Annotated in this window: 14 protein-coding genes; 1 reads left to right on the top strand and 13 read right to left on the bottom strand. The window is 70.6% G+C overall.

What is annotated here, in order from left to right:
* Positions 1-17: 17 nt before the first annotated feature.
* From D5R93_RS02435 to D5R93_RS02405, 7 genes are all read right to left on the bottom strand, one after another.
* Positions 18-995, bottom strand: a complete 978-nt coding sequence (locus D5R93_RS02435; RefSeq protein WP_162933785.1) for an ApeI family dehydratase — start codon at positions 993-995, stop codon at positions 18-20.
* Between the two features lie 228 nt (positions 996-1,223).
* Positions 1,224-1,883, bottom strand: coding sequence for a 4'-phosphopantetheinyl transferase family protein (locus D5R93_RS02430; RefSeq protein WP_243106895.1), 660 nt, complete (start codon positions 1,881-1,883; stop codon positions 1,224-1,226).
* Entirely contained in the window at positions 1,880-2,341 is a 462-nt protein-coding gene (gene dtd / locus D5R93_RS02425; RefSeq protein WP_119836357.1) for a D-aminoacyl-tRNA deacylase, read from the bottom strand. The genes D5R93_RS02430 and dtd overlap by 4 nt, the downstream gene beginning before the upstream one ends.
* Complete coding sequence (locus D5R93_RS02420; protein WP_243106894.1) at positions 2,341-2,748, bottom strand: DUF2516 family protein; 408 nt, start codon at positions 2,746-2,748, stop codon at positions 2,341-2,343. The genes dtd and D5R93_RS02420 overlap by 1 nt, the downstream gene beginning before the upstream one ends.
* Positions 2,749-2,825: 77 nt before the next feature.
* Entirely contained in the window at positions 2,826-4,151 is a 1,326-nt protein-coding gene (gene ygfZ / locus D5R93_RS02415) for a CAF17-like 4Fe-4S cluster assembly/insertion protein YgfZ (protein WP_120203635.1), read from the bottom strand.
* On the bottom strand, positions 4,151-4,888 hold the full coding sequence (locus D5R93_RS02410) for a heme-binding beta-barrel domain-containing protein (RefSeq protein WP_120203631.1): 738 nt from the start codon (positions 4,886-4,888) through the stop codon (positions 4,151-4,153). The genes ygfZ and D5R93_RS02410 overlap by 1 nt, the downstream gene beginning before the upstream one ends.
* A 68-nt stretch (positions 4,889-4,956) precedes the next feature.
* Positions 4,957-6,036, bottom strand: a complete 1,080-nt coding sequence (locus tag D5R93_RS02405) for a hypothetical protein (protein WP_423243311.1) — start codon at positions 6,034-6,036, stop codon at positions 4,957-4,959.
* A 124-nt stretch (positions 6,037-6,160) separates the two neighbouring features.
* Between D5R93_RS02405 and D5R93_RS02400 the strand changes: the two genes are divergently transcribed.
* A complete protein-coding gene (locus tag D5R93_RS02400; RefSeq protein WP_119836353.1) occupies positions 6,161-6,838 on the top strand; it encodes a response regulator transcription factor in 678 nt (225 codons plus the stop codon).
* A 313-nt stretch (positions 6,839-7,151) separates the two neighbouring features.
* On the opposite strand, the gene pstB is transcribed toward D5R93_RS02400, so the two are convergent.
* From pstB to D5R93_RS02370, 6 genes are all read right to left on the bottom strand, one after another.
* Complete coding sequence (gene pstB, locus D5R93_RS02395) at positions 7,152-7,931, bottom strand: phosphate ABC transporter ATP-binding protein PstB (RefSeq protein ID WP_119836352.1); 780 nt, start codon at positions 7,929-7,931, stop codon at positions 7,152-7,154.
* A 49-nt stretch (positions 7,932-7,980) separates the two neighbouring features.
* On the bottom strand, positions 7,981-8,889 hold the full coding sequence (gene pstA / locus D5R93_RS02390; RefSeq protein WP_243106893.1) for a phosphate ABC transporter permease PstA: 909 nt from the start codon (positions 8,887-8,889) through the stop codon (positions 7,981-7,983).
* Positions 8,890-9,140: 251 nt separating this feature from the next.
* The gene (gene pstC, locus D5R93_RS02385) at positions 9,141-10,142 is read right to left on the bottom strand and encodes a phosphate ABC transporter permease subunit PstC (RefSeq protein ID WP_120203628.1); all 1,002 of its coding nucleotides are present in this window, start codon (positions 10,140-10,142) and stop codon (positions 9,141-9,143) included.
* 52 nt (positions 10,143-10,194) lie between these two features.
* A complete protein-coding gene (pstS, locus tag D5R93_RS02380; protein WP_243106892.1) occupies positions 10,195-11,286 on the bottom strand; it encodes a phosphate ABC transporter substrate-binding protein PstS in 1,092 nt (363 codons plus the stop codon).
* Between the two features lie 306 nt (positions 11,287-11,592).
* Complete coding sequence (locus D5R93_RS02375; protein ID WP_119836348.1) at positions 11,593-12,024, bottom strand: SRPBCC family protein; 432 nt, start codon at positions 12,022-12,024, stop codon at positions 11,593-11,595.
* A gap of 119 nt (positions 12,025-12,143) precedes the next feature.
* A complete protein-coding gene (locus D5R93_RS02370; protein WP_119836347.1) occupies positions 12,144-13,235 on the bottom strand; it encodes an NUDIX hydrolase in 1,092 nt (363 codons plus the stop codon).
* Positions 13,236-13,237 lie beyond the last annotated feature (2 nt).

Raw genomic sequence — 13,237 nt, 5'->3', positions numbered from 1 at the left:
TGTCATCCCGCGACGTGTCATCCCCCAATGTCGCTGTAGACGATCATGGCCTGGTCGATCTCGCACACGAGCCTGTCGCCCACCCAGGCCCTGGCTCGGAGCAGAGCCGCGGGGCTGCCGATGTGGTCGGCCTCCACCTCTGCGGTGACCGTGTCCCCGGGGAAGGCGTCACCCAGGAACCTGACGCCCCTGGCCCGCGTGAACAAGGGTGGGGGGCCGTCAGCCCCTCTGCCGCTGCTGTAGGAGCACAGCAGTACCGCAGCCTGGCCGATGAACTCGGTCATCAGGGTCCGCGGCCAGGGAGCGGGGCACGGGGTGTCCGTCAGGCAGGCACCCCGGAAGCAGGGCTCGTCAGTACTGACGCGGTGGGTCGCCCGCACCGTCCTGCCCGCCTCGATGCCGAGGACCTCCGACAGAAGAAGCATCTCACCCCGGTGCGGGATGAGTGAGTGGGTATCCCAGTCACCGGCGGCCTCCCTGCCGACCGGCACCTCGGCCGTCGTCCTAGTCCTGCCTGTCCCTGTTCCTGCTGCTGTTCCTGATGCTGCCGTCGCAGACTCCCCGTCCTCCTCGTCCGCAGCCTCGGCCCGCCGGAGGCGAAGCACCAGGTCTGCCAGGCGCTGGCCGTCGCGCGAGCGCAGGCACTGCGCCCGGACCTCCCAGCAGGAGGCGGACAGCTGGCGCGTCCCGGCCTGTACCGTGAACGAGTCCCCGGGGAACCCGGGGGCGGAGAAACGTGCCCTGCTGACCTCAGCCAGGCAGAGCCGACCACCACCGCGGCTCTCTAGGTAGAGGCACGCCGCCCTGAAGGCCGTCTCTATGAGAAATACCCCGGGATACACGGGGGCACCCGGGTAGTGGCCGTCCTGGTAGGGAGAACTGGCAGGGGCGTGCTGGACAGCCGTAAACCCCTCTGCCTCCTCCTCCATGAGCACGGGAGCCTCCACCGGGGAAGGCGGTTGCCCACGCTGCCCAGCTGGGACCGCACTGCTCACAGGAACCTCCGCTCCATAACTACAGGCGCCGCACGGAGGACGACGTCAGGACGCGCTCCTCTAACAACCAGCGCCTTAACTTTCATATGAAATAACAAGAAGCAGCCTAGCAACCGGTGTCACAGCGGGTCAACCACGTCCCGACCCCTCCTCCCGGCCACGGGGCCTGCCAGGGAGCTGGTGGGCCGCCCAGCAGCAATCCGGCACCTACCCCGGCACACAGTAGGCCTAGAACGTAGCGGGCATGACCACGACGCTGGCGACATGGCTCCCGCTGCACGCCCACGCCCCCCTCACGCTGTGCCACGGCGCCGCGGCAGCCTGCAGACGGGCCTGAAAGCCACCTCCCAGGTCGATCCGTACCTCGGCGTCGTCGAACCCCAACCAGCAGCGCTCCAGGGGGAACCACGCCTTGTACACGCTCTCCTTGATGCTGAACAGCAGACGGTCAAAGGCGACCTCGGGACGCTGGGCGGACACGGCTCCCAGGTGGTCACGCTCCGCAGCGGAGGCGACGACGTCCAGGACCCCTGAAGGCAGCGGGCTGTTGGGCTCAGCGTCGATACCAAGGGAGGACACCTCCTGCGAGCGCGCGACGCCCGCCGCCCGGTAGCCCTCACAGTGGGTGAGGGAGCCCACCACCCCGTCAGGCCAGGTCGGCTCGCCCCGGTCGCCCGGCACCATGACCGGACGTTGCCGCCCCAGGCCCCGCAGCGCCTGGCGGGCACAGTAGCGCACCGTGGTGAACTCGGCACGCCGCTTGGCGACCGCCCGGGCAATGTGCCTCTCCTCCGCGGGGAACAGCGGCTCCTCGACATCAGTCCCCACCTCGCAGACCACGACACAGGGAGGGACCACGCGGTCTAGCAGGTGCGCCCCAGCGCTCACTGCGCCTCCACCAGGAGCGTCACGGGACCGTCAGCAACCATGTCAATCTCCATGTGCGCCCCGAAGCGACCGCTTGCGACCTCCAGGCCACGAGCGCGCAGGTCAGCCACCACCGCCTCCACCAGCGGTTGGGCCACCTCTGCGGGAGCCGCCCGATTCCAGGTGGGGCGCCGTCCCTTGCGCGCGTCCCCGTAGAGGGTGAACTGGGAGACCACGAGCACCGGCGCACCCAGGTCGGCCACGGAGCGCTCGGGGCCGGGCGCACCCGCGTGGGCGTCCCCGTCATCCTCCAGCAGCCGCAGGTCTGCAATCTTGCGGGCAATGACACCCGCTTGGGCGACGCCGTCCTCGTGGGTCACCCCCACCAGGGCCATGAGCCCCGGCCTGGTGATCTCACCGACCACCTCACCGTCAACCCGCACGGCAGCGCGCCTGACGCGCTGGAGCACGGCGCGCATCAGCGTCCCGGACGCCAGTCGCGAGGACCGCGCCCACCACCGCGCTGGCCCCCCGGCCGCTTTTGCTGGGCACGCCCCGGGATACGGATGGAGGAGCGTACTCGCACCGGGGTGTAGAGACGCAGGGCGGGGCGGACGTCAGCCAGGTACACCGCGCTGGCTACGACCCCTAACAGCCCCAGCAGGGAGGTTGGCGCTGTGAAATAGGCCAGGACGGTGCCAGCGGCGGTGAGACCGACCCAGAACCCCTTGGTGCGCTTGCCCGCAGCCACAAAGTGGGAGGAGTCGCGCATGAGGGCGTCGATGAGTGCCCACACGCCCAGGAGGACAGCGACAAGCTGGCTGAGCCTCCAAGCCCAGAGGACAGCCTGGTCCAGGTAGATCGCAGTCATCACCAGCACATCCACGCCGTCAGTCTACCTTCCGGCCTGGGCCAGCCCTCAGGACGGCCAGAACTGTCCTCTCCCAGCGGAGCCCGGCTGTATCAGCCCTGACCCGTCCCGCGTGTCCCGGCACTGCGCAGCCCGGCCCCGGGACGCTCGGCGGGACTGGCCTGGGCACGCCCCTGAGGGGAGACCAGGGGCTCCTGAGCGGCCGCGACGCGCCCCACCTCACGCAGCTCCTGCGATCCGGTCCCAGAGTCCCTGCCGTCCTGGCCACCGTGGCCAGTCTCCTCCCGGCCGATGTCCTGGTCGGCCTCGGTCACCGCCACCGTCAGCGGCTCACCCAGCGGCACCCCCCGACGCAGCAGAGCCAGCGCCATCGGTCCCAGCTCGTGGTGGCGCGCCACCGAGGTCACGGCGCCCACAGTACGCTCCCCCAGGCGCACCGCCGCACCGGGAGCGGGCAGCTCCCCGCCCAGGCCGTCGAGCTGGAGGACGGTCAGGCGGCGCGGGGGCCGCCCCAGGTTGACGGTGCGCGCCACCGTCTCCTGGCCCGGGTAGCAGCCCTTGGTCAGGTGCACGGCGGTACGCAGCCAGTCCAGCTCGTGGGGGATGGCACGAGCGTCAGCCTCACGCGCCTGGCGCGGGCGCCCCGCCTCCACCCGCAGCGCCTCCCAGGCCATGGAGCCAGCCAGGGCACTCCCGGCGACCGCGTGCTCCCCTCCCTGCGCCCCACTGATCGAGCCGCCCTGCCCGGCAGCCTCCCCGGCGGCGTCCCTGTCCAGGCCGCGCTCGTAGGCGCGCACCACCTCAGGGACGTCACCGGCGGGAACAACCACCCAGCCCGCCCGGTACCCGGCACCGGGGTGCGGGCGCCCCTCCAGGCCGACGTCGTAGCTGGTCCCGCCCTCGACCACCCCCGGCCAGGGGTCACGCCAGGTGCCCAGCCAGTGCTCCGGCCGGGCGGCCTCCTCCAGACGGGCCACGCCGTCTCCCATGGCACCCAGTACGGCCAGCTCCTCGGCAGCCCGCACCTCGACCCGGAGCATGAACCGCATCGACTCCAGGAAGCCCGCCAGGTCCTCGCCGAACCCGGCCTCGGTCACCAGAAGGAGGCGCTGGCCGTCATCAAGAGCCGCCAGGGCGTGGGCGATACGGCCGTGGGCGTCCATGAGCAGGGCCTCAGCCCCGCCGTCGCCGGGGGCAAGATCAGTCAGCACCTGGCTGGACAGGGTGGTCAGCCAGCTCAGGCGATCAGGGCCGGTCACGATCACGACGTCGCGGGCCAGGGCGCTCAGTGCCCGCCCGGCGGCCAGGGCGACCTGCTCGCGCAGCGGGTCCCCGTAGTGGGCGGGCACAGCTGAGTCCGGGTCCCCCCCGGGCCCGGCGACGGCACCGGTACGGCCCAGCAGCGGCGAGGGCAGCATCAGGACGTCCTTCCCCGTCCGCCCCCCTCGGGGCCAGCGCTCCCGGCACCAGCGCCTTGCGCAGCGGCGTCCTCCAGGCCGACACCGCGGCCGCCCGGGGCGGAGGCGGGCGCAGCGGGATCACTGGGAGGGGCGTCAGGCTCCGCCACCCTGCCCAGACGGCCGGAGGCGTAGGTGGTCAGCTCCTCGACACCGAAGGCGGCCATGTCCTGGGTCCACATGAGGTCCCCGCCGACGAGGCCGACCATGCGTGACATCTGGGTCACCGCGGCCGCGGTGCGTGACCGTCCCACCGCCTGGGAGGCCACCTGCGCCCGCGGTCCCTGGATCCAGCCCTCCCAGACGGCGACGTGCCCGGCAGGGTCGGCGGAGACCAGCTCCAGGCGGGTGACAGGGGTGCGGGTGTCGGCGTCATCGGGGTCCGGCTCCTCCTGGGCCACCGGGCGCCAGTAGGCGGTCTCGGTGGACCACACCTGGGCGGGGGCCAGGCGGTCCCCGCCCTCCAGCCCGGGCATCTCGAAGTCGAGGTCCTGGCTGCGGGTGGCGTCCACCGTCCAGATCGTCGTGCGCTGGCGCAGGTAGGGGCCGCCGTCGTGGTCGAAGACCATCTCCTGGTAGACGGCCTGCTCAGGAACGGTCTCGCCGTAGGTGAGGACACCGTAGCCACGCCAGCCGCCGACCAGCCAGGCCAGCGGATAGAGCTCAGGTGCGAGGCCGTCAGGAAAGGTGAACGCCATGACCCTAGCCTACGGCAGGACGTCGGCACGACACGGACCCCGGCAGCGGTCAGCAGGCCAGCGACCAGTCACCCCGCGATAAAGCCGCCCATGAGCCGGGCGATGGCATACACCGGAACCCCCACCGCCAGGACAGGCACCAGTGCGGAGGCCACGGCGGCCCGCCCCCCCGGGACCCAGCGGTGGGTCCACAGCACCCGGTTGCCCGCCGCCATGAGCACACCCGCCACGAAGCCGACGATGACGCAGGCGGCGGCGCTCTGGAGGGCAGCCGCAGTTCCCGTGTGGGTCACGCCGAAGAAGCCGGCCGAGGCCAGCAGTCCCCCGGCCACACCCGCCGTGAGCACCGGGACAGTGACAGTCAGCAGGTCCAGGACGGTAGCTCGCACCTCCAGGACCGTCAGTGCCGCCCCGACGAACAGGGCCAGGCAGGTGGGGACGGTCACCGCAGGGTCCGCCACCCCGGCCTCCAGGGCGCACCAGGCTGAGCCGGAGACCACCACCAGGCACCCGGACACAGTTGAGGACAGGTCCTCTACCAGGTGGGGCCGACCGTCACGGCGACAGATCTGAGCCACAAAGGCCGCCAGGACCGACCCGGCCATGACCAGACCCGCCGCGCCGAGGTCGTGACGCAGGAACACCAGGACCGCCGCCAGGAAGCCGCAGGCCGTCAGCACGACCGTCGCACCGCGGTCGTGCTGGGCACGCACCAGGGCCGACCAGCCCTGCGCGGCGGAGGGCACCAGCAGCAGGACGAGCACCAGGCGCACCCACGGCGGCAGGACCGCGCTCACTGCCAGGAGCACAGGAACCAGGCCCGCGAAGGCCAGCCGTGTCCACGCCGGGTCCACGAGGCCAGGCTCGGTGGGAGGGTGGGCGTCGAGCCGGGTGGCGTAGGCGCCGTCCTCCTCGGGGTAGTCCTCGGGGTAGAGGTCCAGGTCACCAACGCCAGCCCCCGCCGTACCCGCACCCGTTCCAGCGGCACGTGCAGCACCGCCCGGACGGGCTGCCGCAGACCCGGCTGCTGGCTTCTGGGAACGTGGTTCCTGAGACCACGGCGGTGCCACGGGGGGCTCGTCCCCGCCCTCGTACCAGGGCCGCGCATCCGGTCGGGAGGGTCCGTGATGGGTGCTCACGAAACGCATCGTGCCACACCAGGCACCCGGACATGTGGTTGACTGGCTCCGGGCCGGGGTGCTGAGGCACGGCCGCCGGGCCAGGAGCAGCCGGGACCGGTGGACGGGGACCGCGGCCAGAGAGGAGAGCGCCGTGCGGATCATCATGTTCACCCGTGAGACGGACGCTTCTGACGTCGTCCCGGCGGCGGCCTTCCTCGACCCCCAGGTCGACTGCCTCCCGCCCGTCCCCGCCTCCTACGTGGCGGTCGACTCCGCCGACGTCGTCATGATCGACGCCCGCGGCGACCTGACCCGGGCCCGCGCCCTCTGCCAGCTCCTGACCGGCCCCATGGAGTGCCCACCCGTCATGCTCGTCCTGGAGGAGGGCGGGGCCGCCGCCCTCCAGAGCGACTGGGGCAGCGCGGACTTTGTCATGCCCACCGCGGGGCCGGCCGAGCTGTCAGCCCGCCTGCGGCTCCTGCGCGCCCACGTCCCCCCCGTCGAGTCGACCAACGACGCCCTCATCGAGGTCGGTGACCTGGTCATCGACGTGACGGCCTACACCGCCAGGCTGCACGGCTCCATCCTGGACCTCACCTACAAGGAGTTCGAGCTGCTGAAGTTCCTGGCAGCCAACCACGGCCGGGTCCTCACTCGCGAGACGCTCCTGGACGAGGTGTGGGGCGAGGACTACATCGGCGGCTCGCGCACGGTTGACGTCCACATCCGGCGCCTGCGTGCCAAGCTTGGCACGGACCACGACCACCTCATCGGAACCGTGCGCAACGTCGGCTACCGTCTGGACGCCCCGCAGGAGCAGGACTCCTAGTCCTCCTGCAGCCCTCCTACCCACTGCCCTCCTAGCGCGGCCTCTGCCCGGCCGACCCGCCAGCCACACCCGTCCCGGCACCTTGTGGCAGGCCCCGGGACACGCCGGGGCCTGAGTACCGTCGGCACCCTGTATGCTGGTGCACGGCGTCGGGTCGCGACGGGCCCCGGGCTCCAACTCAAGCCGCCGCGAGCGGCACACGCGCCGACTGGCGCTCTCCGGCCCGACGTCACCTCTTTCGTAGTCCCCTCGGTCCCTTGCACCCACCCCCGCCAGTGGTCTCTGCCAGTGACTGCCGTGGAGTGTAGGCGCGTCAGCCGAAGCGCCCGGAAATGTAGTCTTCCGTCGCTTTCTGGGACGGGGCGGAAAAGACCTTGGCGGTGGCGTCGTACTCCACCAGCTGGCCGGGCCGCCCGGTAGCCTCCAGGTTGAAGAACCCGGTCATGTCAGACACGCGCGAGGCCTGCTGCATGTTGTGGGTGACGATGACGATCGTGTAGTCGCGCTTAAGCTCGGCGATAAGGTCCTCGACAGCCAGGGTGGAGATCGGGTCCAGGGCGGAGCAGGGCTCGTCCATGAGCAGCACGGAGGGCCTCACAGCAATCGCGCGAGCGATGCACAGGCGCTGCTGCTGCCCACCGGACAGGCCTGCACCGGGACGGTCCAGACGGTCCTTGACCTCGTCCCACAGGTTGGCACCGCGCAGGGAGGTCTCGACCAGCTCCTCGGCCTCGGCCTTCCTGAGCCTGCGGTTGTTGAGGCGCACACCCGCCAGGACGTTCTCCGCGATAGACATCGTGGGGAAGGGGTTGGGCCGCTGGAACACCATGCCGATGGCGCGACGCACCTGGACGGCGTCCACACCGGGGTCGTAGAGGTTGACACCGTCGACGACGACCTGGCCCTCCACGCGCGCACCGGGTATGACCTCGTGCATCCGGTTGAGCGTGCGCAGGAACGTCGACTTCCCGCACCCGGAGGGCCCGATGAGGGCGGTGACCGTGCGTGGCTCGATGCGGACGTTCACGTCCTTGACGGCCAGCACGTCACCGTAGTAGATGCTCTCGTTGATGACGTCGATGCGCTTGGACACGTCAGCTCCTTCCAGTGCTTTCAGGACGGGTCGCGGCCTGGGCGGCTGCTCACCTACGCCCCCGGGGGCTGAAGCGCCAGGCGACCAGCCGGGCTGCCAGGTTGAGCAGCATGACGATGACGATGAGGGTCAGCGCCCCGGCCCAGGCCCGCTCCATGGTCGCGGCCTCCCCCCGGGCGTACTGGTCGTAGACGAGGACCGGCAGGGTCGCCATGGACCCCTCCACCGGGTTGACGTTGGTGCGGATCGTCAGGCCCACAGTGATGAGCAGGGGGGCGGTCTCACCGATGACCCGGGCGACCGCCAGCATGACCGAGGTGGTGATACCGGCGGCTGCGGTGCGCAGGACCACCTTGATGATGGTTAGCCACTTGGGCACCCCCAGCGCGTAGGAGGCCTCCCGCAGGTCGTTGGGGACCAGCTTGAGCATCTCCTCCACCCCGCGCACGACGACCGGGGTCATGAGCACGCTCAGGGCTACCGCCCCGATGACGCCCGCCTGGTAGCGGGGACCGGCCAGCAGCAGGAACAGGGAGTAGGAGAACAGACCCGCCACGATCGAGGGGACCCCGGTCATGACGTCCACGAGGAAGGTCACAGCCCTGGCCAGCCAGCCGCCGTCGTACTCCACCAGGAAGACGGCGGTCAGCAGCCCCAGCGGCACCGAGACGGCCGAGGCGATCGCAGTGATCTCCAGGGTACCGACGATACCGTGGTAGAAGCCTCCGTTGTCCTCCTGCGCCCCGCGCATGCTGGTCAGCAGGAACTCCGGGCCGAAGCGCTGCGCCCCGCCGACAACTGCCATCCACACCAGGGAGACCAGCGGGACCATAACGGCGGCGAAGGCGAGGTAGACCAGGACCGTCATAAGGGTGTCACGTCCCCACCGCTCCCCTTCCGCGACCCAGGAGACGACCGTGGCCGCCACCAGCCAGGTCACGGCCGTCACGGCGAGCACGACGGCAGCCGACCACCCCGCCGCCAGGCCAACGCCACCGGCAAGGACGAAGGCAGCCCCAGGGCTGCCCAGAGGAACCCCCGGGAAGGCGGTAGGAGGTCAGCGGCACGCCCTCAATACTGGGAGGGTCGGCCAGAGGGTCCTGGGCAGACGGCACGCCGCCGCCCGAGGTGGTCTGGGTGGCCCGAGCAGCCGCAGCCCGGACAGTCCGGCTGAACCTGGTCATGCCCGCCTCCTTCTTCCTGCCCTACCTACGCCCCGTAGACGGCACCGCGCCGCGCCACGACCCAGCGGGCCAAGGAGTTGACCACGAAGGTGATGATGAACAGGACCAGGCCGGTGGCGATGAGGACGTCGACGCTCAGACCGAAGGCCTCACGGAACTGCGCGGCGATGTTGGCCGCGATGGTCTGGTGCCGCCCTGCCTGGAGGAGGTGAAGGCTGGTGGTCATGCCCGGGGACATGATCATGAGGACCGCCATGGTCTCCCCCAGGGCGCGTCCCAGCCCCAGCATGGAGGCTGAGACGATGCCGGAGCGGGCATAGGGCAGGACCGCCTGGCGGATCATCTCGTAGCGGGTCGCCCCCAGCGCCAGGGAGGCCTCCTGGTGGAGGGTAGGGGTCTGGAGGAAGACCTCCCGCACCGTGGCGGTGATGATCGGCAGGATCATGACCGCCAGGACCAAGGAGGCGGTCATGATGTTCTTGGCGGGTGCCGTGTAGCCGGAGAAGAGAGGGACGAAGCCGAGGGGGCCCTGGCTCAACCAGGTGTAGAAGGGGTCCAGCAGGGGCATCAGCCACAGGAAGCCCCACAGGCCGAAGACGACCGAGGGGACGGCGGCCAGCAGGTCCACCAGGTAGCCCAGCCCCTGGGCCAGGCGGCGGGGAGCAAAGTGGGAGATGAACAGGGCGACCCCGATACTCAGGGGCACCGCTACCGCCAGGGCCAGGAGCGAGGACAGGAGTGTGCCGAACACCAGGGGAGCCACGTACCCCCACAGGTCCCGCCCCCGCATGAAGGAGACGCCCTCCAGATCCTGCGCGGAGGCGGTGAGGGCTGGCAGCGCCCGGTAGACCAGGAAGGCCGTGACCAGGGCGAGCAGGCCCATGATGATGACGCCGGCTCCGTAGGACAGGGCGGTGAAGACGCTGTTGCCCGCCCGGCCCGGTGCCCGGCCCGGGCGGATCACGCCAGCCTCGGAGGTGCTGGCAGCCTGAGGGGCCGGGGAGGGGGTGGAGTAGGTGGTGTCCACTGATGAGCCTTCCGTGTACGTCCGCTGTGTGCGTTCCTGTGCCGCGGAGGTCTCAGGGAGAGATCATGGCGATGGCGGAGGCCGCCCTGGAGCGCAGGGCCTGCGGGACGGGGACGCACCCGGCCCGCAGGGCGGCCAGGTCCTGTCCCTGCGCGGAGACGGCGTAGCTGAGGTAGGCCCGGACCACGGCAGCGGTATCAGCGTCCTCGTAGTCCTGACGGGCGAGCAGGTAGGACACCAGGACAACGGGGTAGGCGCCCGGCGCGTCGTAGTCGAGGGAGTAGGCCAGCCTTGCGCCGCCGTCGCCCTCGACCAGCTGCGAGGAGGACAGGGTCACAGCGGCGGCCTCGCTGGAGCAGGCGACAAAGTCCCCAGGCTCGCCCACTGCCACCGTGCCCAGAGAACCGGGAACCTTGGAGGCATCAGCGTAGCCGATCGTGCCGGGAGCCGCGGAGACCGTCTGGACCACCCCGGAGGTCCCGTCCCCGGACTGCCCCTCCAGAGGCCAGGTCTCGGAGCTGCCGTAGGGCCAGGCCTGTGGGGCGGTAGCGCTAAGGTAGTCGGTGAGGGTCCTGGTGGTCCCGGAGTCGTCAGAGCGGTGCACCACGGTAATGTCCAGGTCAGGAAGGTCGGTCCCCTCGTTGAGGGCGACAAGGGCCGGGTCCTTCCAGGAGGTGATCGTCCCGGCCAGGACACGGGCGAGGACCTCACCGGTCATGCTGACGTGGTCGGTTGCGTCCAGGCCTGGCAGGTTGTAGACGAGCGCGATCGGGGAGACGTACAGGGGCAGCTCGACGACGCCGCCCAGCCCGGCGGCCTCATCGTCGTCCACCGCCACGTCAGAGCCGGCAAAGTCCACCGCGCCAGCGGCGAGCTTGGTGCGTCCCGCCCCGGAGCCACCACCCGCGTAGTCGACAAACGCCTGGAGGTTGGCGTCCATGAAGCCGTTCATCCAGGCCTCCTGGGCAGTGGACTGGGACGTGGCCCCCGCCCCGCGGATCCCTCCCTCCAGGTCGGAGGAGCCGCCGGAGGCAGGGGTGCCTGCGTCTCGCCCGCAGGCCGCCAGCACGGCCACCGAGGCGGCGCCCACGGCACCGAGCGCACCCAGGCAGCGGCGTGTCACAGAACTGTGCGAAAGGAGCACAGGAGCAGTCCTTGTCTCACCTTGTACCTCACCGTGGTGGTGTCTCGTCTTTCTGTCCGGTTTTCTGTCCGGTTCCTGCCCGGTCGTTCTCCGTCTGGTCTTGTCGTGGCCTGCTGCATGGTCACCCACCTTTCCGCGACGCCCTGTCCCTGGGAATCCTGGTGGAGACCTGCCCCGCTGCCAGGTGCTGCCGGGAACCGCAGGACAGGCCACCACGATAACCGCCCTGGGTGACGGCTCCGGGTGCCATAGGCAAACAGGAGGTTAACGGCGTGTCCGGTACGGCACAGTCTCTGTCAGGCGCTGTCAGGGCTCCGCCAGACCCGGCTCCTCCGCCAGACGGACGAGGTTGCGTATGGCCTGGGGCACTCCGGCAGAACTCGGAGCACCGACCAGCCGGGAGAACAGGAAGGTGAGCGGACCGGTGACCCTGAGACCGTGGGTGACCCGGGTCCCGCCCTCCACCGCCTCCAGAGTGTGGAAGAACTGCAGCCGGGCCAGCGGAAGCCGTGCCGTATCAGTAAAGCTGCGCCCGGGGGTGACCTCGGTGAACGTGAAGGATATCGTCGGGCCGCTGGCAGGCCTCAGCCTGCCTCGTGTCCCAACCCGCACAGGACCGTCCACGCTGACGGATCGCACCGCAGGGTCCCAGCGTTTCCACTGAGCCGGGTCGGCGTAGAACTGCCACACCCGCTCAGGGGCGGCTGCCGTCACCTCGCTGTGAGAAAAGGTCCACATCGTCTTCCTCCGCTCTTTGGCAGGGGTCTCCCACCAGGGTGCGAACCAGGCTAGCGTGAGATAGTGACACAGGAACCGGCATCTGTGCCTTCCCCGAAAGGCGGGTAGACGATACGGGGCTAGCGTCCCTCGGCCAGGACGGGGCGCTGCTTCTCAATCGCCACTGCTCGCACCTTGCCCCGAGGGCGGCGGGCCAGGTGCACCACCAGGATCTCCCCGGTCTTGAGCCACGGGTCGCGATCTGGCACGGAGCGCAGCAGCCGCCCCGGGGCCGCCTGCGCCACGACGTCCATGACCGTCGGCAGGACCGGCCGGTGGGTGCACAGGGCGACCGGCGCCTCCGGGTGGCGCAGCTCGCGGGCCACCACCGCACGTACCTCCTTGGGCTGCTGCGCGTGCGCGGCCTCGGTGAGCGAGCCCACCTGCTCCGCCTCCAGCCCGGCCGCCCGGGCGTAGGGAGCCACGGTGTCAGCACAGCGTCTCCACGGGCTAGTGACGACCCGGGCTACCCCGTAGGCGGACAGGATCGGTACCAGTGCCTGCGCCCGCCCCTCACCCTGGTCACGGGTCAGGGGACGAGTAGCCTCGTCGGTCTCCTTGTCGCGCTTGCGGGGCCGGTTCCACACCGAGCGCTTGACCGCCCGGGCGTGACGCACCAGGACCAGCGTCCAGGTGTCCAGCTTGCCGTCCTCCCACAGGTCCACCAGCTCGCCCAGCAGGTCCCGGTCACGTACGTGGGTCAGGCGCTTGCGGGCCTTCTTGGCGCTCATCCACTCGACGTCGTCAATCTCCCTGCGTGAGGCAGGCTCCACCGCCGGCCGCGCCCTCAGGGGGGCCGAGTCCGCAGGCAGCAGGCGGGCGGCCCAGTAGCTGACCTGCTTACGGGTACCGTCGCCCAGGCGGTAGCGCACAGTGGTCAGCGGCTGGCCCAGGACCACGTGTCGCCCGGTCTCCTCGGCAACCTCCCGCACCGCGCAGGTACGCACCGACTCACCTGGCTCGACCTTCCCCTTGGGGAAAGACCAGTCGTCGTAGCGGGGACGGTGCACCACCAGGACCTCCAGGCGCCCACGCCTGTCACGCCACACCAGCGCCCCGGCCGCTCGAACCGCAGCCTTGCCGCCTTTCCCGGTCTTTCCTCCCCCCTTCTTCGCGGTCTTGCCCCCGGCCGTCTTCCCGGTCTTCTTCTCCGACGTCCTCTCGCTGCTCATGG

This window comes from Actinomyces lilanjuaniae (assembly GCF_003606385.1).
GTDB classification, from domain to species: domain Bacteria; phylum Actinomycetota; class Actinomycetes; order Actinomycetales; family Actinomycetaceae; genus Actinomyces; species Actinomyces lilanjuaniae.
This window is presented reverse-complemented; position numbering and strand designations above follow the sequence as displayed.